Source organism: Amycolatopsis sp. cmx-4-61 (assembly GCF_046548775.1).
Taxonomy (GTDB): Bacteria; Actinomycetota; Actinomycetes; order Mycobacteriales; family Pseudonocardiaceae; genus Amycolatopsis.
In genome coordinates this window covers 26,322-43,631 of record NZ_JAEBEI010000020.1, presented here as the reverse complement: position 1 = coordinate 43,631, position 17,310 = coordinate 26,322, and the positions used below count along the sequence as shown (strand labels likewise).

At 69.7% G+C, this 17,310-nt stretch carries 28 protein-coding genes; 26 read left to right on the top strand and 2 right to left on the bottom strand.

The window, feature by feature from the left end; translation table 11 throughout:
- The first annotated feature begins 37 nt into the window (after positions 1-37).
- The 25 genes from rplN to truA all read left to right on the top strand — a co-directional run bounded on the left by rplN (position 38) and on the right by truA (position 14,711).
- Positions 38-406, top strand: a complete 369-nt coding sequence (gene rplN, locus ACLJOU_RS38360; RefSeq protein WP_004558867.1) for a 50S ribosomal protein L14 — start codon at positions 38-40, stop codon at positions 404-406.
- On the top strand, positions 406-720 hold the full coding sequence (gene rplX, locus ACLJOU_RS38355; protein WP_013222610.1) for a 50S ribosomal protein L24: 315 nt from the start codon (positions 406-408) through the stop codon (positions 718-720). Before rplN ends, rplX begins: the two co-directional genes overlap by 1 nt.
- The gene (rplE, locus tag ACLJOU_RS38350; protein WP_410574180.1) at positions 720-1,295 is read left to right on the top strand and encodes a 50S ribosomal protein L5; all 576 of its coding nucleotides are present in this window, start codon (positions 720-722) and stop codon (positions 1,293-1,295) included. Before rplX ends, rplE begins: the two co-directional genes overlap by 1 nt.
- Before the next feature lie 4 nt (positions 1,296-1,299).
- A complete protein-coding gene (locus ACLJOU_RS38345; RefSeq protein ID WP_004558870.1) occupies positions 1,300-1,485 on the top strand; it encodes a type Z 30S ribosomal protein S14 in 186 nt (61 codons plus the stop codon).
- A gap of 84 nt (positions 1,486-1,569) precedes the next feature.
- Positions 1,570-1,968 (top strand): 30S ribosomal protein S8, encoded by a 399-nt coding sequence (gene rpsH / locus ACLJOU_RS38340; protein ID WP_004558871.1) that lies wholly within the window; start codon positions 1,570-1,572, stop codon positions 1,966-1,968.
- 16 nt (positions 1,969-1,984) lie between these two features.
- A complete protein-coding gene (gene rplF, locus ACLJOU_RS38335; protein WP_410574179.1) occupies positions 1,985-2,524 on the top strand; it encodes a 50S ribosomal protein L6 in 540 nt (179 codons plus the stop codon).
- 2 nt (positions 2,525-2,526) lie between these two features.
- Positions 2,527-2,925, top strand: a complete 399-nt coding sequence (gene rplR, locus ACLJOU_RS38330) for a 50S ribosomal protein L18 (protein ID WP_043781997.1) — start codon at positions 2,527-2,529, stop codon at positions 2,923-2,925.
- A 31-nt stretch (positions 2,926-2,956) separates the two neighbouring features.
- Entirely contained in the window at positions 2,957-3,601 is a 645-nt protein-coding gene (rpsE, locus tag ACLJOU_RS38325) for a 30S ribosomal protein S5 (RefSeq protein ID WP_410574178.1), read from the top strand.
- A gap of 1 nt (position 3,602) precedes the next feature.
- Positions 3,603-3,788 carry a 50S ribosomal protein L30 gene (gene rpmD / locus ACLJOU_RS38320; RefSeq protein ID WP_004558875.1) on the top strand — a complete coding sequence of 62 codons (186 nt, stop codon included), beginning with the start codon at positions 3,603-3,605 and terminating at the stop codon, positions 3,786-3,788.
- Positions 3,785-4,231, top strand: a complete 447-nt coding sequence (gene rplO, locus ACLJOU_RS38315) for a 50S ribosomal protein L15 (RefSeq protein WP_043781950.1) — start codon at positions 3,785-3,787, stop codon at positions 4,229-4,231. Before rpmD ends, rplO begins: the two co-directional genes overlap by 4 nt.
- Positions 4,232-4,326: 95 nt before the next feature.
- Positions 4,327-4,875 (top strand): hypothetical protein, encoded by a 549-nt coding sequence (locus tag ACLJOU_RS38310; RefSeq protein ID WP_410574177.1) that lies wholly within the window; start codon positions 4,327-4,329, stop codon positions 4,873-4,875.
- A gap of 46 nt (positions 4,876-4,921) precedes the next feature.
- Positions 4,922-5,980: a hypothetical protein gene (locus ACLJOU_RS38305; protein WP_410574176.1), complete on the top strand. Its 1,059-nt coding sequence runs from the start codon at positions 4,922-4,924 to the stop codon at positions 5,978-5,980.
- A gap of 4 nt (positions 5,981-5,984) precedes the next feature.
- Positions 5,985-6,599, top strand: a complete 615-nt coding sequence (locus tag ACLJOU_RS38300) for a LysE family translocator (protein ID WP_410574175.1) — start codon at positions 5,985-5,987, stop codon at positions 6,597-6,599.
- Between the two features lie 289 nt (positions 6,600-6,888).
- Positions 6,889-8,196, top strand: a complete 1,308-nt coding sequence (gene secY, locus ACLJOU_RS38295; protein WP_410574174.1) for a preprotein translocase subunit SecY — start codon at positions 6,889-6,891, stop codon at positions 8,194-8,196.
- Entirely contained in the window at positions 8,193-8,747 is a 555-nt protein-coding gene (locus ACLJOU_RS38290; RefSeq protein WP_410574173.1) for an adenylate kinase, read from the top strand. The genes secY and ACLJOU_RS38290 overlap by 4 nt, the downstream gene beginning before the upstream one ends.
- Positions 8,748-8,791: 44 nt before the next feature.
- Entirely contained in the window at positions 8,792-9,568 is a 777-nt protein-coding gene (map, locus tag ACLJOU_RS38285; RefSeq protein ID WP_410574257.1) for a type I methionyl aminopeptidase, read from the top strand.
- 263 nt (positions 9,569-9,831) lie between these two features.
- On the top strand, positions 9,832-10,053 hold the full coding sequence (gene infA / locus ACLJOU_RS38280) for a translation initiation factor IF-1 (protein ID WP_004558881.1): 222 nt from the start codon (positions 9,832-9,834) through the stop codon (positions 10,051-10,053).
- Between the two features lie 33 nt (positions 10,054-10,086).
- A complete protein-coding gene (gene rpmJ / locus ACLJOU_RS38275; RefSeq protein ID WP_004558882.1) occupies positions 10,087-10,200 on the top strand; it encodes a 50S ribosomal protein L36 in 114 nt (37 codons plus the stop codon).
- Between the two features lie 204 nt (positions 10,201-10,404).
- Positions 10,405-10,785 carry a 30S ribosomal protein S13 gene (rpsM, locus tag ACLJOU_RS38270; RefSeq protein ID WP_004558883.1) on the top strand — a complete coding sequence of 127 codons (381 nt, stop codon included), beginning with the start codon at positions 10,405-10,407 and terminating at the stop codon, positions 10,783-10,785.
- Entirely contained in the window at positions 10,782-10,967 is a 186-nt protein-coding gene (locus tag ACLJOU_RS38265) for a hypothetical protein (RefSeq protein ID WP_004558884.1), read from the top strand. The genes rpsM and ACLJOU_RS38265 overlap by 4 nt, the downstream gene beginning before the upstream one ends.
- 18 nt (positions 10,968-10,985) lie before the next feature.
- A complete protein-coding gene (gene rpsK, locus ACLJOU_RS38260) occupies positions 10,986-11,393 on the top strand; it encodes a 30S ribosomal protein S11 (RefSeq protein ID WP_004558885.1) in 408 nt (135 codons plus the stop codon).
- A 23-nt stretch (positions 11,394-11,416) separates the two neighbouring features.
- The gene (gene rpsD / locus ACLJOU_RS38255; protein ID WP_410574172.1) at positions 11,417-12,022 is read left to right on the top strand and encodes a 30S ribosomal protein S4; all 606 of its coding nucleotides are present in this window, start codon (positions 11,417-11,419) and stop codon (positions 12,020-12,022) included.
- A 109-nt stretch (positions 12,023-12,131) separates the two neighbouring features.
- The gene (locus tag ACLJOU_RS38250; RefSeq protein ID WP_091304679.1) at positions 12,132-13,202 is read left to right on the top strand and encodes a DNA-directed RNA polymerase subunit alpha; all 1,071 of its coding nucleotides are present in this window, start codon (positions 12,132-12,134) and stop codon (positions 13,200-13,202) included.
- A 41-nt stretch (positions 13,203-13,243) separates the two neighbouring features.
- Entirely contained in the window at positions 13,244-13,807 is a 564-nt protein-coding gene (gene rplQ, locus ACLJOU_RS38245) for a 50S ribosomal protein L17 (RefSeq protein WP_410574171.1), read from the top strand.
- Positions 13,808-13,880: 73 nt separating this feature from the next.
- Positions 13,881-14,711, top strand: a complete 831-nt coding sequence (truA, locus tag ACLJOU_RS38240; RefSeq protein ID WP_410574256.1) for a tRNA pseudouridine(38-40) synthase TruA — start codon at positions 13,881-13,883, stop codon at positions 14,709-14,711.
- 62 nt (positions 14,712-14,773) lie between these two features.
- Here truA and ACLJOU_RS38235 read toward each other — a convergent pair whose 3' ends face one another.
- On the bottom strand, positions 14,774-15,493 hold the full coding sequence (locus ACLJOU_RS38235; RefSeq protein ID WP_410574170.1) for a hypothetical protein: 720 nt from the start codon (positions 15,491-15,493) through the stop codon (positions 14,774-14,776).
- A 73-nt stretch (positions 15,494-15,566) separates the two neighbouring features.
- Positions 15,567-16,802 carry a type VII secretion protein EccE gene (gene eccE / locus ACLJOU_RS38230; RefSeq protein ID WP_410574169.1) on the bottom strand — a complete coding sequence of 412 codons (1,236 nt, stop codon included), beginning with the start codon at positions 16,800-16,802 and terminating at the stop codon, positions 15,567-15,569.
- Here eccE and ACLJOU_RS38225 point away from each other — a divergent pair.
- Positions 16,793-17,242, top strand: a complete 450-nt coding sequence (locus tag ACLJOU_RS38225; RefSeq protein WP_410574168.1) for a hypothetical protein — start codon at positions 16,793-16,795, stop codon at positions 17,240-17,242. The genes eccE and ACLJOU_RS38225 overlap by 10 nt on opposite strands.
- Positions 17,243-17,310 lie beyond the last annotated feature (68 nt).

The window sequence follows — 17,310 nt, the reverse complement described above, 5'->3', positions numbered from 1 at the left end:
AGACACGCGAGAACCGGCGCGACATACAGGAGTAGACGTGATCCAGCAGGAGTCGCGGCTTCGGGTAGCCGACAACACGGGTGCGAAGGAAATCCTCTGCATCCGGGTTCTCGGTGGCTCCGGGCGGCGCTACGCCGGCATCGGCGACATCATCGTCGCCACCGTGAAGGACGCCATCCCGGCTGCCGGGGTGAAGAAGGGCGACGTCGTCAAGGCCGTCATCGTCCGCACGGTCAAGGAGCGCCGTCGTCCGGACGGTTCCTACATCCGGTTCGACGAGAACGCCGCCGTGCTCATCAAGAACGACAACGAGCCCCGCGGCACCCGCATCTTCGGCCCGGTGGGCCGCGAGCTGCGCGACCGAAAGTTCATGAAGATCATTTCGCTCGCGCCGGAGGTGCTGTGATGAAGGTGAAGAAGGGCGACACGGTCGTCGTCATCGCCGGCAAGGACAAGGGCGCCAAGGGCAAGGTCATCCAGGCTTACCCCGAGCGCGAGCGCGTGCTGGTCGAAGGCGTGAACCGGATCAAGAAGCACACGCGGATCAGCCAGACCCAGCGCGGTGCGCAGTCCGGCGGCATCGTCACGCAGGAGGCGCCCATCCACGTCTCGAACGTGATGGTCGTCGACTCGGACGGCAAGCCGGCCCGGGTGGGTTACCGCATCGGCGAGGACGGCAAGAAGGTCCGGATCTCGCGCCGGAACGGTAAGGACATCTGATGACCGCCCCTACGACTAACACTGAGAAGACCTCGCCGCGCCTGAAGGTGCGGTACCGCGAGGAAATCAAGGGCCAGCTGCAGGCCGAGTTCTCCTTCGCCAACGTCCACCAGATCCCGGGCGTGGTGAAGGTCGTCGTGAACATGGGCGTCGGCGACGCCGCCCGCGACAGCAAGCTGATCGAGGGCGCGGTCAAGGACCTCGCGCTGATCACCGGCCAGAAGCCGGAGGTCCGGAAGGCCCGCAAGTCCATCGCGCAGTTCAAGCTGCGTGAAGGCCAGCCGATCGGCGCGCGCGTCACGCTGCGCGGCGACCGGATGTGGGAGTTCCTCGACCGGCTGCTGACCATCGCGCTGCCGCGTATCCGCGACTTCCGCGGACTTTCGCCGAAGCAGTTCGACGGCCACGGCAACTACACGTTCGGTCTCAACGAGCAGTCGATGTTCCACGAGATCGACCCCGACTCCATCGACCGCCCCCGCGGCATGGACGTCACCGTCGTCACGACCGCCACGAACGACGACGAGGGCCGGGCGCTGCTGCGCAAGCTCGGCTTCCCGTTCAAGGAGAACTGAGCCGATGGCCAAGAAAGCGCTGGTCCACAAGGCCGCGAAGAAGCCGAAGTTCGCCGTGCGCGCCTACACCCGCTGCCAGCGGTGCGGCCGCCCGCACGCCGTGTTCCGCAAGTTCGGGCTCTGCCGGATCTGCCTTCGCGAGATGGCGCACGCGGGCGAGCTGCCCGGCGTCCGCAAGTCCAGCTGGTAAGAGCTTCTATTTAACTCCACTTCGCCACAGGCCCCGCCCCCTTCGAGGGGCGGGGAACCAGGCGAGAAAGGTTGACAGGTCACCATGACGATGACCGACCCCATCGCAGACTTCTTGACGCGTCTGCGCAACGCGAACTCGGCGTACCACGACGAGGTCAAGCTCCCGCACTCGAAGCTCAAGGCGAACATCGCCGAGATCCTCAAGCGCGAGGGCTACATCGCGGGTTACCACGACGAGCCGGGCGAGAAGCACAAGAACCTCGTCGTCGAGCTCAAGTACGGCCCCAACCGCGAGCGGAGCATCGCCGGCCTGCGCCGCGTCTCCAAGCCCGGTCTGCGGGTCTACGCAAAATCGACCGAACTGCCGTCCGTGCTCGGCGGCCTGGGCATCGCGATCATTTCGACGTCCGGTGGCCTGCAGACGGACCGGCAGGCCAAGCGCAACAGCGTGGGCGGCGAAGTCCTCGCCTACGTCTGGTAAGGGAAGGGGTAAAGGCATGTCACGCATCGGAAAGCTGCCGGTCGCCGTCCCTTCCGGGGTCGAGGTGACCATCGACGGTCAGCACATTCAGGTCAAGGGGCCCAAGGGCACCCTCGAGCACACCATCTCCGAGCCGATCACCGTCGAGCGCGACGAAGACGGCACGCTGCTGGTCAAGCGTCCGGACGACGAGCGCACCTCCAAGGCGCTGCACGGGCTCACCCGGACGCTGGTGAACAACCTCGTCGTCGGCGTCACCGCCGGCTACGAGAAGAAGATGGAAATCCACGGCGTGGGTTACCGCGTGCAGGCCAAGGGCTCGGACCTCGAGTTCGCCCTCGGCTACTCGCACCCGGTCAAGATCGAGGCCCCCGAGGGCATCACCTTCAAGGTGGAGTCCCCGACCCGGTTCTCGGTCTCGGGCATCGACAAGCAGAAGGTCGGCCAGATCTCGGCCGTCATCCGCAGGCTGCGGCGCCCGGACCCGTACAAGGGCAAGGGCCTGCGCTACGAGGGTGAGAAGATCCGCCGCAAGGTCGGAAAGACGGGTAAGTGATCATGAGCGACACGACTACGAAGCGCAAGCCGGTGGGCAAGGACATCTCGACCCGCCGCCGCGTCGCGAAGGCCCGTCGGCACTTCCGGCTCCGCAAGAAGGTCTCGGGCACCGAGCAGCGCCCGCGCCTGGTCGTCAAGCGGTCCTCGCGGCACATCGCCGTGCAGGTGATCGACGACCTGGCCGGCCACACGCTGGTGTCGGCGTCCACCCTCGAGGCGGACGTCCGGTCGGCCGACGGCGACAAGAAGGCGAAGGCCGCCAAGGTCGGCGCCCTCGTCGCCGAGCGGGCCAAGAACGCCGGGATCTCGGCTGTGGTGTTCGACCGCGGGGGCAACGCCTACCACGGCCGCATCGCCGCGCTCGCCGACGCCGCCCGTGAGGCGGGGTTGGAGTTCTGATGCAGATGCTCGTTAATGGAAGGAAAGCCTGATGCCGGGACGTACACGGCAATTCGGCGGCGGCCAGGGTGGACCCGGCGGGCAGGGCGGCAACGACCGCGGTGACCGTCGCGACCGCCGCGACCGGCGCGACAGCGGCCGTGGCGGGGCGGCCCAGGACAAGACCCCGCACCTCGAGAAGGTCGTGACGATCAACCGCGTCGCCAAGGTCGTCAAGGGTGGTCGTCGCTTCAGCTTCACCGCCCTGGTGGTCGTCGGCGACGGCGACGGTCAGGTCGGCGTCGGCTACGGCAAGGCCAAGGAAGTTCCCGCGGCCATCGCCAAGGGCGTCGAGGAAGCGAAGAAGAACTTCTTCCGCGTTCCGCGCGTCGGCGGCACCATCCCGCACCCGATCCAGGGTGAGGAAGCCGCCGGTGTGGTGCTGCTCCGCCCGGCGTCGGCCGGTACCGGCGTCATCGCCGGTGGCCCGGTCCGCGCGGTGCTGGAGTGCGCGGGTGTCCACGACGTGCTGTCGAAGTCGCTCGGCTCCGACAACGCGATCAACATCGTGCACGCGACCGTGGCGGCCCTGAAGGGTCTGCAGCGTCCCGAAGAGGTGGCGGCCCGCCGTGGCCTGCCGCTCGAGGACGTCGCGCCGGCCCGGATGCTGCGCCAGCGTGCCGGCCAGGAGGTCTGACATGGCTCAGCTCAAGGTCACCCAGGTCAAGAGCAAGATCGGCACGAAGCACGCTCACCGCGAGTCGCTGCGCACCCTCGGGCTGCGCAAGATCCGCCAGAGCGTCGTGCGTGAAGACACCCCCCAGGTGCGCGGCCTGATCCACACCGTCCGCCACCTGGTGGAGGTCGAGGAGGTTCAGGCATGACGGCCATCAAGATCCACCACCTGCGTCCGGCTCCGGGCGCCAAGCGCGACAAGATCCGCGTGGGCCGTGGTGAAGGTTCGAAGGGCAAGACGGCCGGTCGCGGTACGAAGGGCACCAAGGCCCGGAAGAACGTGCCGGCCCGGTTCGAGGGTGGGCAGATGCCCATCCAGATGCGGCTCCCGAAGCTGCGCGGCTTCAAGAACCGCTTCCGCACCGAGTACCAGCCGGTGAACGTGGGCGACATCGCCCGCGTCTTCCCGGACGGCGGCACCATCGGTGCCGAGGAACTCGTCAAGGGCGGTCTGGTCCGCAAGGGCAAGCTGGTGAAGGTCCTCGGCAACGGCGACGTGAACGGCGTCAAGCTGAACGTCACCGCCGACGCGTTCTCCGGCTCGGCCAAGGAGAAGCTCGAAGCGGCCGGTGGCTCCGCCACCACCAACTGAGGTCGTTGAGGTCGAAGGCCCGTCTGGCTCCGCCAGGCGGGCCTTCGCCGTTTTTGCCTTGTCCCGACCGAGGGGCCGGGTGAAGGATCGGGGGAGTGGAATCTCCCGCTCGCCGGTTTTCGGTCCCGGCGCTCGCCGCGCTCGCGGCGCTCCTGACGATCACCGGTTCGTTCCTGCCGCTGTTCCGCAGTGACCAGCCGTTCGGATCCGGCACCACCGAGACGGTTCGCGCGGTCACGGGCGCCTGGCGGAGCAGTTACCGGTTCCCGGGCCAGGACGAACTCACCGCGCCGGCCGCACCGGTCGGGGTCCCGCTGCTCGTGGCGAGCGCGATCCTCCTCGCCGCGGCGATCGTCGGAATCCGGAAGGCGGCGAGCCGGACCACGCTCACCGGCACGGCGTTCCTGCTGGGCACGGTGAGCACGGTCGCGATGCTGGCGGCGAACCTGTTGCTCGGCCGTCGCGACGCCCGGCTGACGCTCGAGCCCGGCATGTGGCTGCTCCTCGCCGGCGCGGTGGTGGCCGTGGTGGCGGCGGTGCGGAGCGCCCGCAGCCCCGGACCACCGGCCCACCCGGCGTACGCGGACACGGAGACCCCGCCGTCGGGGGTGGTGATCACCGTGCTGCCGCCCGAGGACAGCTGACCGGGACATCCTTGCCGGAACGGGAATCCGGACGGAAGATCGCAGGGTGGACAGACCGTCGCAGGAGCCCGAGACCCCGCCCGGCGGCGCCGAGTCACCGCCGAGCTCCCCGGTCGAGACCCCCTCGACGGCCGGTCCGGAGCCGGGGGTACCCCAGGCAGAACCGCTGCGGTTCCCGGCGGAGGCTTCGCGGCCGGAGTTGCCCTTCGGGGGTGCCGTCGAGCCGTTCGAGCCTGCTGAGCCGTTGCGGTTCCCGGTCGAGGCTTCGCGGCCGGAGTCGCCCCTCGAGGCTGCAGCTGAGCCGTTCCAGCGTGCGGAGCCGTCGCGGTTTCCTCCGCAGGCTCCACGGCTCGAGGTGTCTCCGCTCACCGGAGAGCCGTCGCCCGTCCAGCCCGCCACCCAGCTGCCCTACCCCGTCGCGCACATCCCGGGAACCGGTTCCGCACCGCCCACCGAGCCGCCCCCGCCCCGGCCCGCGACCACGACCACCGCCGCACCCTCCTTCTTCCGGTTCGCCCCGCCCGCGCTCGCCGTCGTCGCCGCGCTGCTGACCGCGCTCGGCGTCTTCCTCCCCCTGTTCCTGATCCAAGAGCCCCTCGGCGGCGGCGACCGGGCAATCGATGGCCGGGTCTTCATCACCGAGACCGCCTGGGGCCACATCTTCGAGCTCCCCGGTCAAGAGGCCACCGAACAGGCGGGCTCGCCGCTCGGGCTCCCGCTCCTCTTCGGCGCCGCCCTCCTGGCCGTGGCCGGGGCCGTCGCCCTCCTCCGGCCGGATCGCCCGCTCGGGCGGTGGCTGATCGCGGCCGGCGCCGTCTTCGGCGCCGGCGTCGTCTTCACCGTCGCCACCAGCGGGATCGGGTGGGGCGCCGTGCCGGACGAGACCGGCGTCGAAGTCACCGTCGGGCCGGGCATGTGGCTGACGGCCGCGGGTGCCGTCGCCGCCGCGGCCGGCGCCGTGCTCGCCCACCTGCCCCGGCGGCCCGGCTGGGCCGATCCCGCCGTCGCCTACGCCGACACCCCGACGCCGCCATCCGGGGTCGCCATCACCGTCCTGCCGCCGGACGAAGAAGCCGACGAACACCCCGGACCGCCGCTACGGTGAACACGTGTGGGTCTTCTTCGGCGCGTCCGTGCTCGTCGCGCTTACGCCAGGGGCGAACAACCTGCTCGGTCTCCACCACGGCATGACGCACGGTGTCCGCCACGGCCTCGCCGGGCTCGGCGGCCGGCTGGCCGCCTTCACCCTGTTGATCGCCGCCGTCGCGGCCGGGCTCGGGCAGCTGCTGGCCGCGTCCGAGACCGCGTTGACGATCATCAAGTGGGCCGGGGCCGCCTACCTGCTCTACCTCGGCCTCCGCGTGCTCATCGCCACGTTCCGGGGCGAAACCGGCACCGCGGAACTGCCGAAGACCCCCACGACGGCCTGGCGCGTCACCCGCAAGGAGTTCGGTGTCGCGATCACGAACCCGAAGGCGATCCTGATCTTCACCGCGTTCGTCCCGCAGTTCATCGACGCAGGTCAGGGCGCATTCCCGGCCCAGATCGCGCTGCTCGGCGCGGTCTACCTGCTGGCCGAGTTCCTGGCCGGTTCGGTCTACGTCGGCGCCGGCGCCGCGGTGAAGACCGTCAAGCTGTCCCGGCGGGCGCGGCGCACCCTCGACCGGGGCACCGGAGTGGTCCTCGTCGGCCTCGCCGGCGTGCTCGCGACGTCGAACGCGTGAGCCGGTCTGTCAGCCGGTCTGTCAGTCGATCTGTCAGTCGATCTGTCAAGGAATACGGCCAAGACGGCGATGTGGATCAACCCGCCGGAGCAACCTTGGTACGGAAAACGCACACGGACTGCGGACACGCCCTGTGAAGCTGTTAGAGTCGGCGACACGCTTCGGGACGAGTGTGCCCCGAAGCGTTCCTGGCTTGCGTGCCAGGTAGTGCTGTGTGTTCCCGCCGGCCCCGTGCCGGCCAAGCCGATCGTCGGTTAGGACAGCCGACGACGCCGAGGAGGTCCCCCGCGTGCTCAGCGCCTTCCGCTCGGCTCTCGCGACGCCGGATCTACGCAAGAAGATCCTGTTCACGCTAGCCATCGTCGCGGTTTACCGAATCGGTGCGACCATTCCGGCGCCCGGCATCTCGTACGGCGCCGTACAGGCCTGCAGCTCCCAGGCGCAGCAGGAGGGCGTCTACCAGCTGCTGAACCTGTTCAGCGGTGGTGCGCTGCTGCAGCTGTCGCTCTTCTCGACCGGCATCATGCCGTACATCACGGCGAGCATCATCATCCAGCTGCTCACCGTGGTCATCCCGCGGTTCGAGGAGCTGAAGAAGGAAGGGCAGTCGGGCCAGGGCAAGCTGACCCAGTACACCCGGTACCTGACGATCGCGCTGGCGATCCTGCAGGCCACCGGCGTGGTCGCGCTCGCGGACCGCAAGCAGCTCTTCCCGGACTGCGACCAGCCGATCATCCCGGACAACAGCGTCTACTCGCTGGCGATCATCGTCATCACCATGACCGCGGGCACCGCCGTCATGATGTGGCTGGGTGAGCTCATCACCGAGCGCGGCGTCGGCAACGGCATGTCCGTCCTGATCTTCCTGAACATCGCCGCGCGCATCCCGGTCGAGGGCGGGAACATCCTGTCCAACGGCGGTGGCATCGCGCTGACGATGATCTGCATCTTCGGCCTCGTGATCATCGCGAGCGTCATCTTCGTCGAGCAGGGGCAGCGCCGGATCCCGGTGCAGTACGCCAAGCGCATGATCGGCCGCCGGATGTACGGCGGCACGTCGACCTACCTGCCGATCAAGGTCAACCAGGCCGGCGTCATCCCGGTCATCTTCGCGTCGTCCCTGCTGTACCTGCCGGACCTGATCAGCCGCCTCGTCGGCGACCAGAACAGCAACTCCGGCTGGCAGGTGTTCATCAAGAACTACATCGTGAACCAGTCCAGCTGGGTGCACATCGCGCTGTACTTCGGCCTGATCATCTTCTTCACGTACTTCTACATCACGATCACGTTCAACGTGGACGAGCGTGCGGACGAGATGAAGAAGTTCGGCGGGTTCATCCCGGGCATCCGCCCGGGCCGCCCGACGGCCGAATACCTGAGCTTCGTCCTGGGCCGCATCACCCTGCCGGGTTCGCTGTACCTGGGCATCATCGCGATCCTTCCGAACTTCTTCCTGTCGGTGACCGGTAGCGGGAACAACCAGAACTTCCCGTTCGGTGGCACGGCTGTGCTGATCATGGTCGGTGTCGGCCTCGACACCGTGAAGCAGATCGAGAGCCAGCTGATGCAGCGCAACTACGAAGGGTTCTTGAAGTGACGCGTCTGGTTCTCGTGGGTCCGCCCGGCGCGGGCAAGGGTACGCAGGCGGTGGCCCTGTCGGAGCAGCTGCGCGTCCCGCACATCTCCACGGGTGACCTGTTCCGCGCGCACGTCGGCCAGGAGACCCCGCTCGGCCAGGAGGCGAAGCGCTACCTGGACTCGGGTGAGCTCGTGCCCGACTCGGTGACCAACGAGATGGTCCGCGAGCGGCTCGCCGAGCCGGACGCCAAGGCCGGCTTCCTGCTCGACGGCTTCCCCCGCAACACCAAGCAGGCCGAGGTCCTCGGCGAGATCCTGGGTGACGCGGACGTCGCGCTCGACGCGGTGATCCAGCTCCAGGTGCCCGAGGACGTCGTCGTCACGCGGCTCATGTCGCGTGGCCGCGCGGACGACACCGAAGACGTCATCCGCCGCCGTCAGCAGATCTACGTGTCGGAGACGGCGCCGCTGCTCGAGTACTACGCCGGCATCCTGGTGACCGTCGACGGTGTCGGCAGTGTCGAAGAGATCTCCGGCCGGGTGCTGGAAGCGCTGCGCGACCGCACGTGAACCTCGGAGGATTGCGTGTTCTGCAAGTGCTCCGCCGCGGGCGCATGATCGAAGTCAAGACCCCGGACGAGCTGCAGGCGATGCGGGCCGCGGGCCTGGTCGTCGCCCGCACGCTCGCGGCGGTCCGCGCCATCGCGAAACCCGGTGTCAGCACGGCCGAGCTCGACGAGCTGGCCGAGCAGACGATCCGGGACGCCGGCGCGGTGCCGTCGTTCAAGGGCTACCACGGGTTCCCGGCGTCGATCTGCGCGTCGGTGAACGAGCAGATCGTCCACGGCATCCCGGCCAGGACCCAGGTGCTGGCCGACGGTGACATCATCTCCGTCGACTGCGGGGCCATCCTCGACGGCTGGCACGGCGACTCCGCCGTCACGCTGGCCATCGGCCAGGTCTCCGACGCCGACCTGGCGCTGTCCGCCGCGACCGAGGCGGCGATGTGGGCCGGCATCGAGGCGGTCAGCGCCGGCGGCCGGCTCACCGACATCTCCTACGCCGTCCAGTCCGCCGCCGAGCGCGCGGGCCGCGACGACGGCGTCGAGTACGGGATGATCGTCGAGTACGGCGGGCACGGCATCGGCAGGCAGATGCACATGGACCCGTTCCTGCCGAACGTCGGCAAGCCGGGCAAGGGCCCGCGGCTCAAGCCCGGCATGGCGCTGGCGATCGAGCCGATGCTGACCGGCGGCGGCGGCGAGACCCGCGAGCTGGACGACGGCTGGACGGTCGTCACGGCCGACGGCTCCCGCGCGGCCCACTGGGAGCACACCGTCGCGATCACCGAAGACGGCCCCTGGGTGCTTACTGCCGCGGAAGACGCCTGACCTGCGCATTCACCCACAAGCGGTGATCGTCGTCACGTCCACCTGCACGGTCCTTTAGCATGGTCACCCCCGGTTTGGGGGTCGCGACACGACATGCGTACACTGTCAAGTCGGCGCACTTATCGCGCCCGGATCCTGCGCGCTCGTGAATTCACGGTCTTGGGAGCCGGGCACCAGTGTGCCACGCAACACCCGACCCAGCACTAGTGCTCGAGTTGATCAGGTGTGGCGGCCGACAGTGCAGACAAGGAAATGCGGAGGACATGGCGAAGAAAGACGGGGCCATCGAGGTCGAAGGCCGCGTAGTCGAGCCGCTCCCCAACGCGATGTTCCGCGTCGAGTTGGAGAACGGTCACAAGGTCCTGGCACACATCAGCGGCAAGATGCGGCAGCACTACATCCGCATCCTGCCCGAGGACAGGGTTGTCGTGGAGCTCTCGCCCTACGACCTCTCTCGTGGTCGCATCGTCTACCGCTACAAGTGATCACGAAGAGCAGCTACTAGGAGAGCAGAAGACGTGAAGGTCCAGCCGAGCGTCAAGAAGATCTGCGACAAGTGCAAGGTGATCCGCCGTCACGGCCGGATCATGGTGATCTGCGAGAACCTGCGGCACAAGCAGCGGCAGGGCTGATCACAGCACTCGAGCAGAGTGGATTGACGGCTACACAACCTCCCCGCACCTGCCGGTTCACGCGAGCGAACCGGTTCACCCCCGGGCTTCAGGCCGGGGCCGGGACACCCGAAGCGCAAGCCGAGGGCACGACAGGCGAGTCGGTCCCGGAACCGGACGGGGAGCAGACCTGAAGATGAAACCGAAGAAGGAGCATCAACGCCAATGGCACGACTCGCTGGCGTAGACCTCCCCCGCGAAAAGCGGTTGGAGATCGCGCTTACCTACATCTACGGCATCGGCCGTACCCGCTCGAAGCAGCTCATCAAGGCTGCCGAGCTCAACGCGGACACCCGCGTCAAGGACCTCAGCGATGACGACCTCGCGAAGCTGCGTACGTACATCGAAGAGAACTTCAAGGTCGAGGGTGACCTTCGCCGTGAGGTGAACGCCGACATCCGTCGGAAGATCGAGATCGGGTGCTACGAGGGCCTTCGCTGGCGCCGCGGACTTCCCGTCCGTGGTCAGCGCACCAAGACGAACGCCCGCACCCGCAAGGGTCCGAAGAAGACGGTCGCCGGCAAGAAGAAGGCTGGCAAGAAGTGAGCGTCCAGGGCAAGAAGGTCGTGCAGATGGGTGGCGTTCACCGCCGCGGCTCGGCTTGTGTCTCGCCCAAGGCGCTCTACGCCCGCCCGATGGCGCTCCGCAACCTGTACACCGACGCCGGTTCGATCATCCGGCGCGGCCAGGCCGAAGCGGTCGCCGCTCACCAAGAGAACGCGCGCTAACAGGAGAACCCTCAGAACATGCCACCGAAGTCTCGTACTGCGGCCGGGGCCAAGAAGGTCCGCCGCAAGGAAAAGAAGAATGTCGCGCACGGTCACGCGCACATCAAGAGCACCTTCAACAACACCATCGTCTCGATCACGGACCCGACCGGTGCCGTGATCGCGTGGGCGTCGAGTGGGCACGTGGGCTTCAAGGGCTCCCGCAAGTCCACCCCGTTCGCCGCGCAGATGGCCGCCGAGAACGCTGCCCGCAAGGCCGCCGAGCACGGCATGAAGAAGGTCGACGTCTTCGTGAAGGGCCCGGGTTCGGGCCGCGAGACGGCGATCCGCTCGCTGCAGGCGGCCGGCCTCGAGGTCGGCACCATCCAGGACGTGACCCCGCAGCCTCACAACGGCTGCCGCCCGCCCAAGCGGCGCCGGGTCTGAGGAACGGGGAGGAGTAAGAAGAAATGGCTCGTTACACCGGCCCCGCGACGCGTATTTCGCGTCGCCTCAAGGTTGACCTCATCGGCGGCGACCAGGCTTTCGAGCGTCGCCCCTACCCGCCGGGCCAGCACGGCCGCGGGCGCATCAAGGAGTCCGAGTACCTCCTGCAGTCGCAGGAGAAGCAGAAGGCTCGCTACACCTACGGCGTGCTCGAGCGCCAGTTCGTCCGGTACTACAAGGAAGCCGTCCGGCGTCCGGGCAAGACCGGTGAGAACCTGCTGCAGATCCTCGAGTCCCGCCTGGACAACGTGATCTACCGCGCCGGCATCGCCCGCACGCGCCGCCAGGCGCGTCAGCTGGTGAGCCACGGCCACTTCCTGGTCAACGGCCAGAAGGTGAACGTCCCGTCGTTCCAGGTCTCGAAGTGGGACATCATCGACGTGCGGCCGAAGTCGTTCTCGATGCTGCCGTTCGTCGTGGCCAAGGAGTCCTTCGGCGACCGCCCGATCCCGGCGTGGCTGCAGGTCGTCCAGTCCAACCTCCGCGTGCTGGTCCACCAGCTCCCGGAGCGTGCGCAGATCGACGTTCCGGTTCAGGAACAGCTGATCGTCGAGCTCTACTCGAAGTAGTAGTCCGGCCCCGGCTGGAGTACGGGCGGCGGCGCAACAGGTGCGCCGCCGCCGCGCCATCCCTTCGACGTCATATGGCGGGCGTCGTCTGGAAAGGAATTAGGAAGAAATGCTGATTTCCCAGCGGCCGGCTCTCGGCGAAGAGACGGTCAACGAGACCCGCTCCCGGTTCACCATCGAACCGCTGGAGCCCGGCTTCGGCTACACGCTCGGCAACTCGCTGCGTCGTACGCTGCTGTCGTCCATCCCGGGCGCGGCCGTGACGAGCATCCGCATCGACGGCGTGCTGCACGAGTTCACCACCGTTCCCGGGGTGAAGGAAGACGTCACCGACATCATCCTGAACCTCAAGGAGCTCGTGGTGTCCTCGGAAGAGGACGAGCCGGTCACCATGTACCTGCGCAAGCAGGGCCCGGGTGAGGTCACGGCGGCCGACATCGTGCCGCCGGCGGGTGTCACCGTGCACAACCCGGATCTGCACATCGCGTCGCTGAACGGCAAGGGCAAGCTCGAGATCGAGCTCGTCGTCGAGCGCGGCCGCGGGTACGTTCCGGCCCTGCAGAACAAGCAGGCGGGCGCGGAGATCGGCCGGATCCCGGTCGACTCGATCTACTCGCCGGTGCTCAAGGTGACCTACAAGGTCGAGGCCACCCGTGTCGAGCAGCGCACCGACTTCGACAAGCTGATCCTGGACGTCGAGACCAAGCCGTCGATCACGCCGCGCGACGCGGTCGCGTCGGCCGGCAAGACGCTGGTGGAGCTGTTCGGTCTCGCCCGCGAGCTGAACGTCGACGCCGAGGGCATCGAGATCGGCCCGTCGCCGCAGGAGGCGGACACCATCGCCGCCTACGCGATGCCGATCGAGGACCTGGACCTCACCGTCCGGTCGTACAACTGCCTCAAGCGCGAGGGCATCCACACGGTGGGCGAGCTGGTTTCGCGCAGCGAGGCGGACCTGCTCGACATCCGCAACTTCGGCGCCAAGTCGATCGACGAGGTCAAGCTCAAGCTCGTCGGCCTCGGCCTCGCGCTGAAGGACAGCCCGCCCGGGTTCGACCCGACCGCCGCGGCCGCCAGCTACGACGGTGAAGGCTGGTCGGAGGGGGTCGGCAGCATCGCCGACGGGATTTCGGACGGCCACGACGATGGCCAGGACTACGCAGAGACCGAGCAGCTCTGAGGCCGTGTGCCTGGACGCTGTGAGCTGAACTAGGAGAACCAATGCCCACCCCTACCAAGGGAGCCCGGCTCGGCGGGTCGTCCGCGCACGAGCGGCTGATCCTGGCCAACTTGGCCACGCAGCTGTTCGAGCACGGCAAGATCACGACCACCGAGGCGAAGGCCCGCCGGGTCCGCCCGCTGGCCGAGAAGCTGATCACGAAGGCGAAGCGGGGCGACCTGCACAACCGTCGTCAGGTGCAGAAGGTCGTCCGTGACAAGGACGTCGTGCACAAGCTGTTCGCCGAGATCGGTCCGCACTTCGCGGAGCGTCCGGGCGGTTACACCCGGATCACCAAGACGATGGCGCGCAAGGGCGACAACGCCGCCATGGCCGTCATCGAGCTGGTGGCCGAGAAGACGGTGACTTCGGAAGCCGAGCGCGCTCGCAAGACGAAGTTCGCGAAGGACGAGAAGGCCGCCGCTGCTCCGGCCGCGGAGGAGACCACCGAGGCGCCCGCCGCCGAGGAGGCTCCGGCCGAGGAGGCCAAGGCCGAGGACACCGCCGCCGCCGAGACCGAGGCTCCGGCTTCGGACGACGCGGACGCGGACGCCAAGAAGGACTGACGTCCTGACGGCCGATTCGACACCGGACGAGCCCGCCACTCCCCTCGGGGAGGGCGGGCTCGTTCGTCTGCGCCTGGACGTCTCCTACGACGGCACGGACTTCTCGGGCTGGGCCCGCCAGCCGGGTCGCCGGACGGTCCAGGGGCTGCTGGAAGAGGCGCTGCGGCGGCAGCCTCCGGGGGCCGCGGTGCCGAAGTCCGTCGTCGTGGCGGGCCGCACGGACGCCGGCGTGCACGCGACCGGCCAGGTGGTGCACGTCGACGTCGTCCCGCTCGTTCCGGGGGAGTCCGGCCGGATTCCGGTGTCCCCCGAGGGCATCCCGGACCTGACGCGCATGGCGGGCCGCTGGAACCGCCTGCTGCCGGGTGACGTGCGGGTGCTGGGCGCCCGGATCGCTCCCGAGGGCTTCGACGCCCGGTTCTCGGCGATCCGCCGTCACTACCGCTACCGGGTCTCGGACGCGCCCTGGGGCGTGGACCCCCTGCGCCGCCACGACACCCTGGCGTGGAACCGTCCACTGTCGACGGACGCGATGAACGCGGCCGCGGCGGAACTGCTGGGCCTGCACGACTTCGCGGCGTACTGCAAGCAGCGTGACACGGGCACGACGATCCGCGAGCTGCAGCGCCTGGAGTGGACGCGGGTGGACGACCACCTGCTGGAGGTCCGCGTCTCGGCGGACGCGTTCTGCCACTCGATGGTCCGCAGCCTGGTGGGAGTGCTCCTCCTGGTGGGCGACGGCCGCCGCACCGGCGCGTGGCCGTCGAAGGTCCTGGAGAGCGGCCTCCGCGACAGCGCGGTCGCCCCGGCCCACGGCCTGACGCTCCTGGGCGTGGACTACCCGCCGGACGCGGAGCTGGCCGCCCGCGCCGAACAGACGCGGAACGTCCGCACCTCACTCTGACCAGCGAAAAGCGGGTGGCTCCCCGAAGGGAACCACCCGCTTTCGCCTGTCCGGAACAAACCTCAGTCGCCGCGGCGGACCGGGCCGAGGAGTTGCTGCTCCTTGCCCGTCGTCACCAGCCGCAGCGGGCGCCAGAGGTTGCGGCCCAGGGCCACCACCTGGTCGTCCTGCAATGTCGTGAGCTGGCGCATCATCTGGGGCGGCAGGCGCCAGATGCGGGCCGCCAGCTCGGCCTGGCCCGCCGGGAGGCGCTGCATCAGCACCAGGTCCGCCGCGTTGGCCGTCGCGCCCGCCTGCGGGTGCAGGTACGGGAGCACGTAGACCGTCGTCTGCCAGGGCGAGCGGGGCGGGAACAGGTCCTGCGGGGTCGGGCCGCCGTCGGTCACCACCAGCAGCGGCGCGTCCTCGGAGGGGCGCGGCAGCTCAACCGGCGACAGCCGGCGGATCTGCACCAGCGGCGACGGCCGCCCGTCGCGGCTGCCCGCCGCCCGGGACAGCACCTGCCACTCGGTCGGGCGCCCGGTCGCGACCACGACCCACGCGCCGACCGCCATCGCCCGCATGGCCACCTGGCGGGCGAGGTACAGCCCGCCCACCAGGACGATCCGGGTGGGGGTCGAGCGCAGCGCCGAGATCGTCAGCGGCTCGCCCTTCAGCCCCGAACCGAGCACGATGCCGCCGCGGTCACCCGACGGGCTGATCGCGTCGAGCATCGCGGGGTCCACCGTGAACTCCGGTGCGACGCCGCTGTTCTGCCCCGCGTCACGGACGCGCGAACTCATGCGCACACCTCGCTGGCGCTGGGTGCGGCCTTCGCCGAAGACGCAGTGCCGGATGATCCGGTCGCAAGGTCCCTCATGCTGTGCCTCCGATCGGCAAGGTCGCGGCGAACGCGGAGACCTGCAGCCCGCGCAGCGGGGTCAGGTCCACCCCCAGCCGCTCGGACAACCCGTGCAGCCGCTGGTCGGCGGCGTCGAGCTCACGCGGGTTCCGCGCGCTCACCCGGACCACGCCGCGCAGCCCGATCTTGCCTTCGTCGGACGCCGGGGAGATCGACATCGCGAGCGTCGCCGACAGCGCGCGGACGCTCGTCAGTGCGTTCAGGGTGCCGGTGATCTTGCCCTTCGGCCAGCCGGTGATGGCGTAGCTCGCGTGCCCGATGCCGGCCGCGGTCACGCCGGACCAGCGTTCCTGCAACGTCACCTTGGTGGGCGAACCGGCCACCGAAGTCAGCTCCGCGGCCGAAATGCCGGCCCGCAGCAGCTCGTCCGGGTCGAGCGGGCGCGTCGGCACGCCCTGGGACTCCAAGGCGTTGCGCACCCGCGACAGCGCGCCGATCAGCGCGCGGTGGGCGCCGACGACGCCGCCGCCGCGTTCCCGGATCGCGGCCGGGCACCGCTTCGGGTCGAGCCGGATCGCCACCCACGTCGTCCGCCGCGCCGCCGCGGGCAGCGGCCCCAGCACCTCCATGTAGGAGCTCAGCGCCGGCGAGTCCGAGGGCAGCGCCGCGCTGCCCGGGTAGCAGTGCCAGATCACCTGGATCGAGTCGAGCACCACGCCGCGGTCCTCGAGGCAGGGGGCCAGCGCCGACAGCGGCAGGCTCGGCGCACCGTCGGCCTGGGTGATCAGCGCCGGGGTGGGCTCGACGAGCAGCACCGCCGTCCACGTGCCGTCGTTCCAGGCGAGCCCGACCTGCTGGCGTTCGTGGTCGACGCCGTGCGCGACGACGAGGTCCGGCACGGCGACGCGGAGCAGGTTGACGCGGGCGTCGTCGGGCCCGGTGACCGTGGTTTCCTCGGCGGCCAGCTCCTCGACGGTGCTCGGCGGCAGCGGGTTCGCGACCCGGTCGTGGGCGCGGAAGGAGTAGCGCAGCGTCAGCCCGACCCACTGGGTGAACCAGCGGCCGCGCCAGCGCAGCAGCGCGACGATGAGCGCGAAGCCGAGGATGCCGACGCCGACCCACTTCAGCGACATGTCGATCGCCAGCAGGACCAGGCCGATCGCGAGGCCGACTTCGAGCACGACGAGGTTGGCGACGGGCAGCGGGCCGAGGGTGACACCGGAGGAGCGGCGCCGCGCCGGTGGGGCCACGCGGGGAGCCGCGGGCGGCGGAGTGGCGGGTCCGCTGTCGTCCGGTCCCTGCGGGCCGCCGGGACCACCCGGGCCGCCACCGCCGGGGCCGCCAGGGCCGCCGGGACCACCGCCTCCGGGACCACCGGGCCCGCCAGGACCGCCGGGTCCGCCCGGGCCGCTGGGTCCGCCAGGGCCACCCGGACGTCCGCCGGGGCCGCCAGGGCCGGGACCGGGACCGGGGCCGCCCGGACCGCGCGGCGGCATGCCGGGTCCACCGGGACCGCCGGGAACGCCGCCGGGTCCGCCACCGGGTCCACCAGGGACGCCACCGGGTCCGCCGGGAACGCCGCCCGGGCCACCGGGTCCACCGGGCCGGCCGGGCCGCGGGGGTGGGCCCGGCGGACGGCCACCGGGCGGCGGGGGCCCGGGCGGGCCAGGCGGACGTGGAGGAGTGGTGACGGACATCCGCGCTTTCTCTTCCCCTCGTGCTTGCTGCGTACCCGGAAGCCGGGTCCCGGGGTGCCCG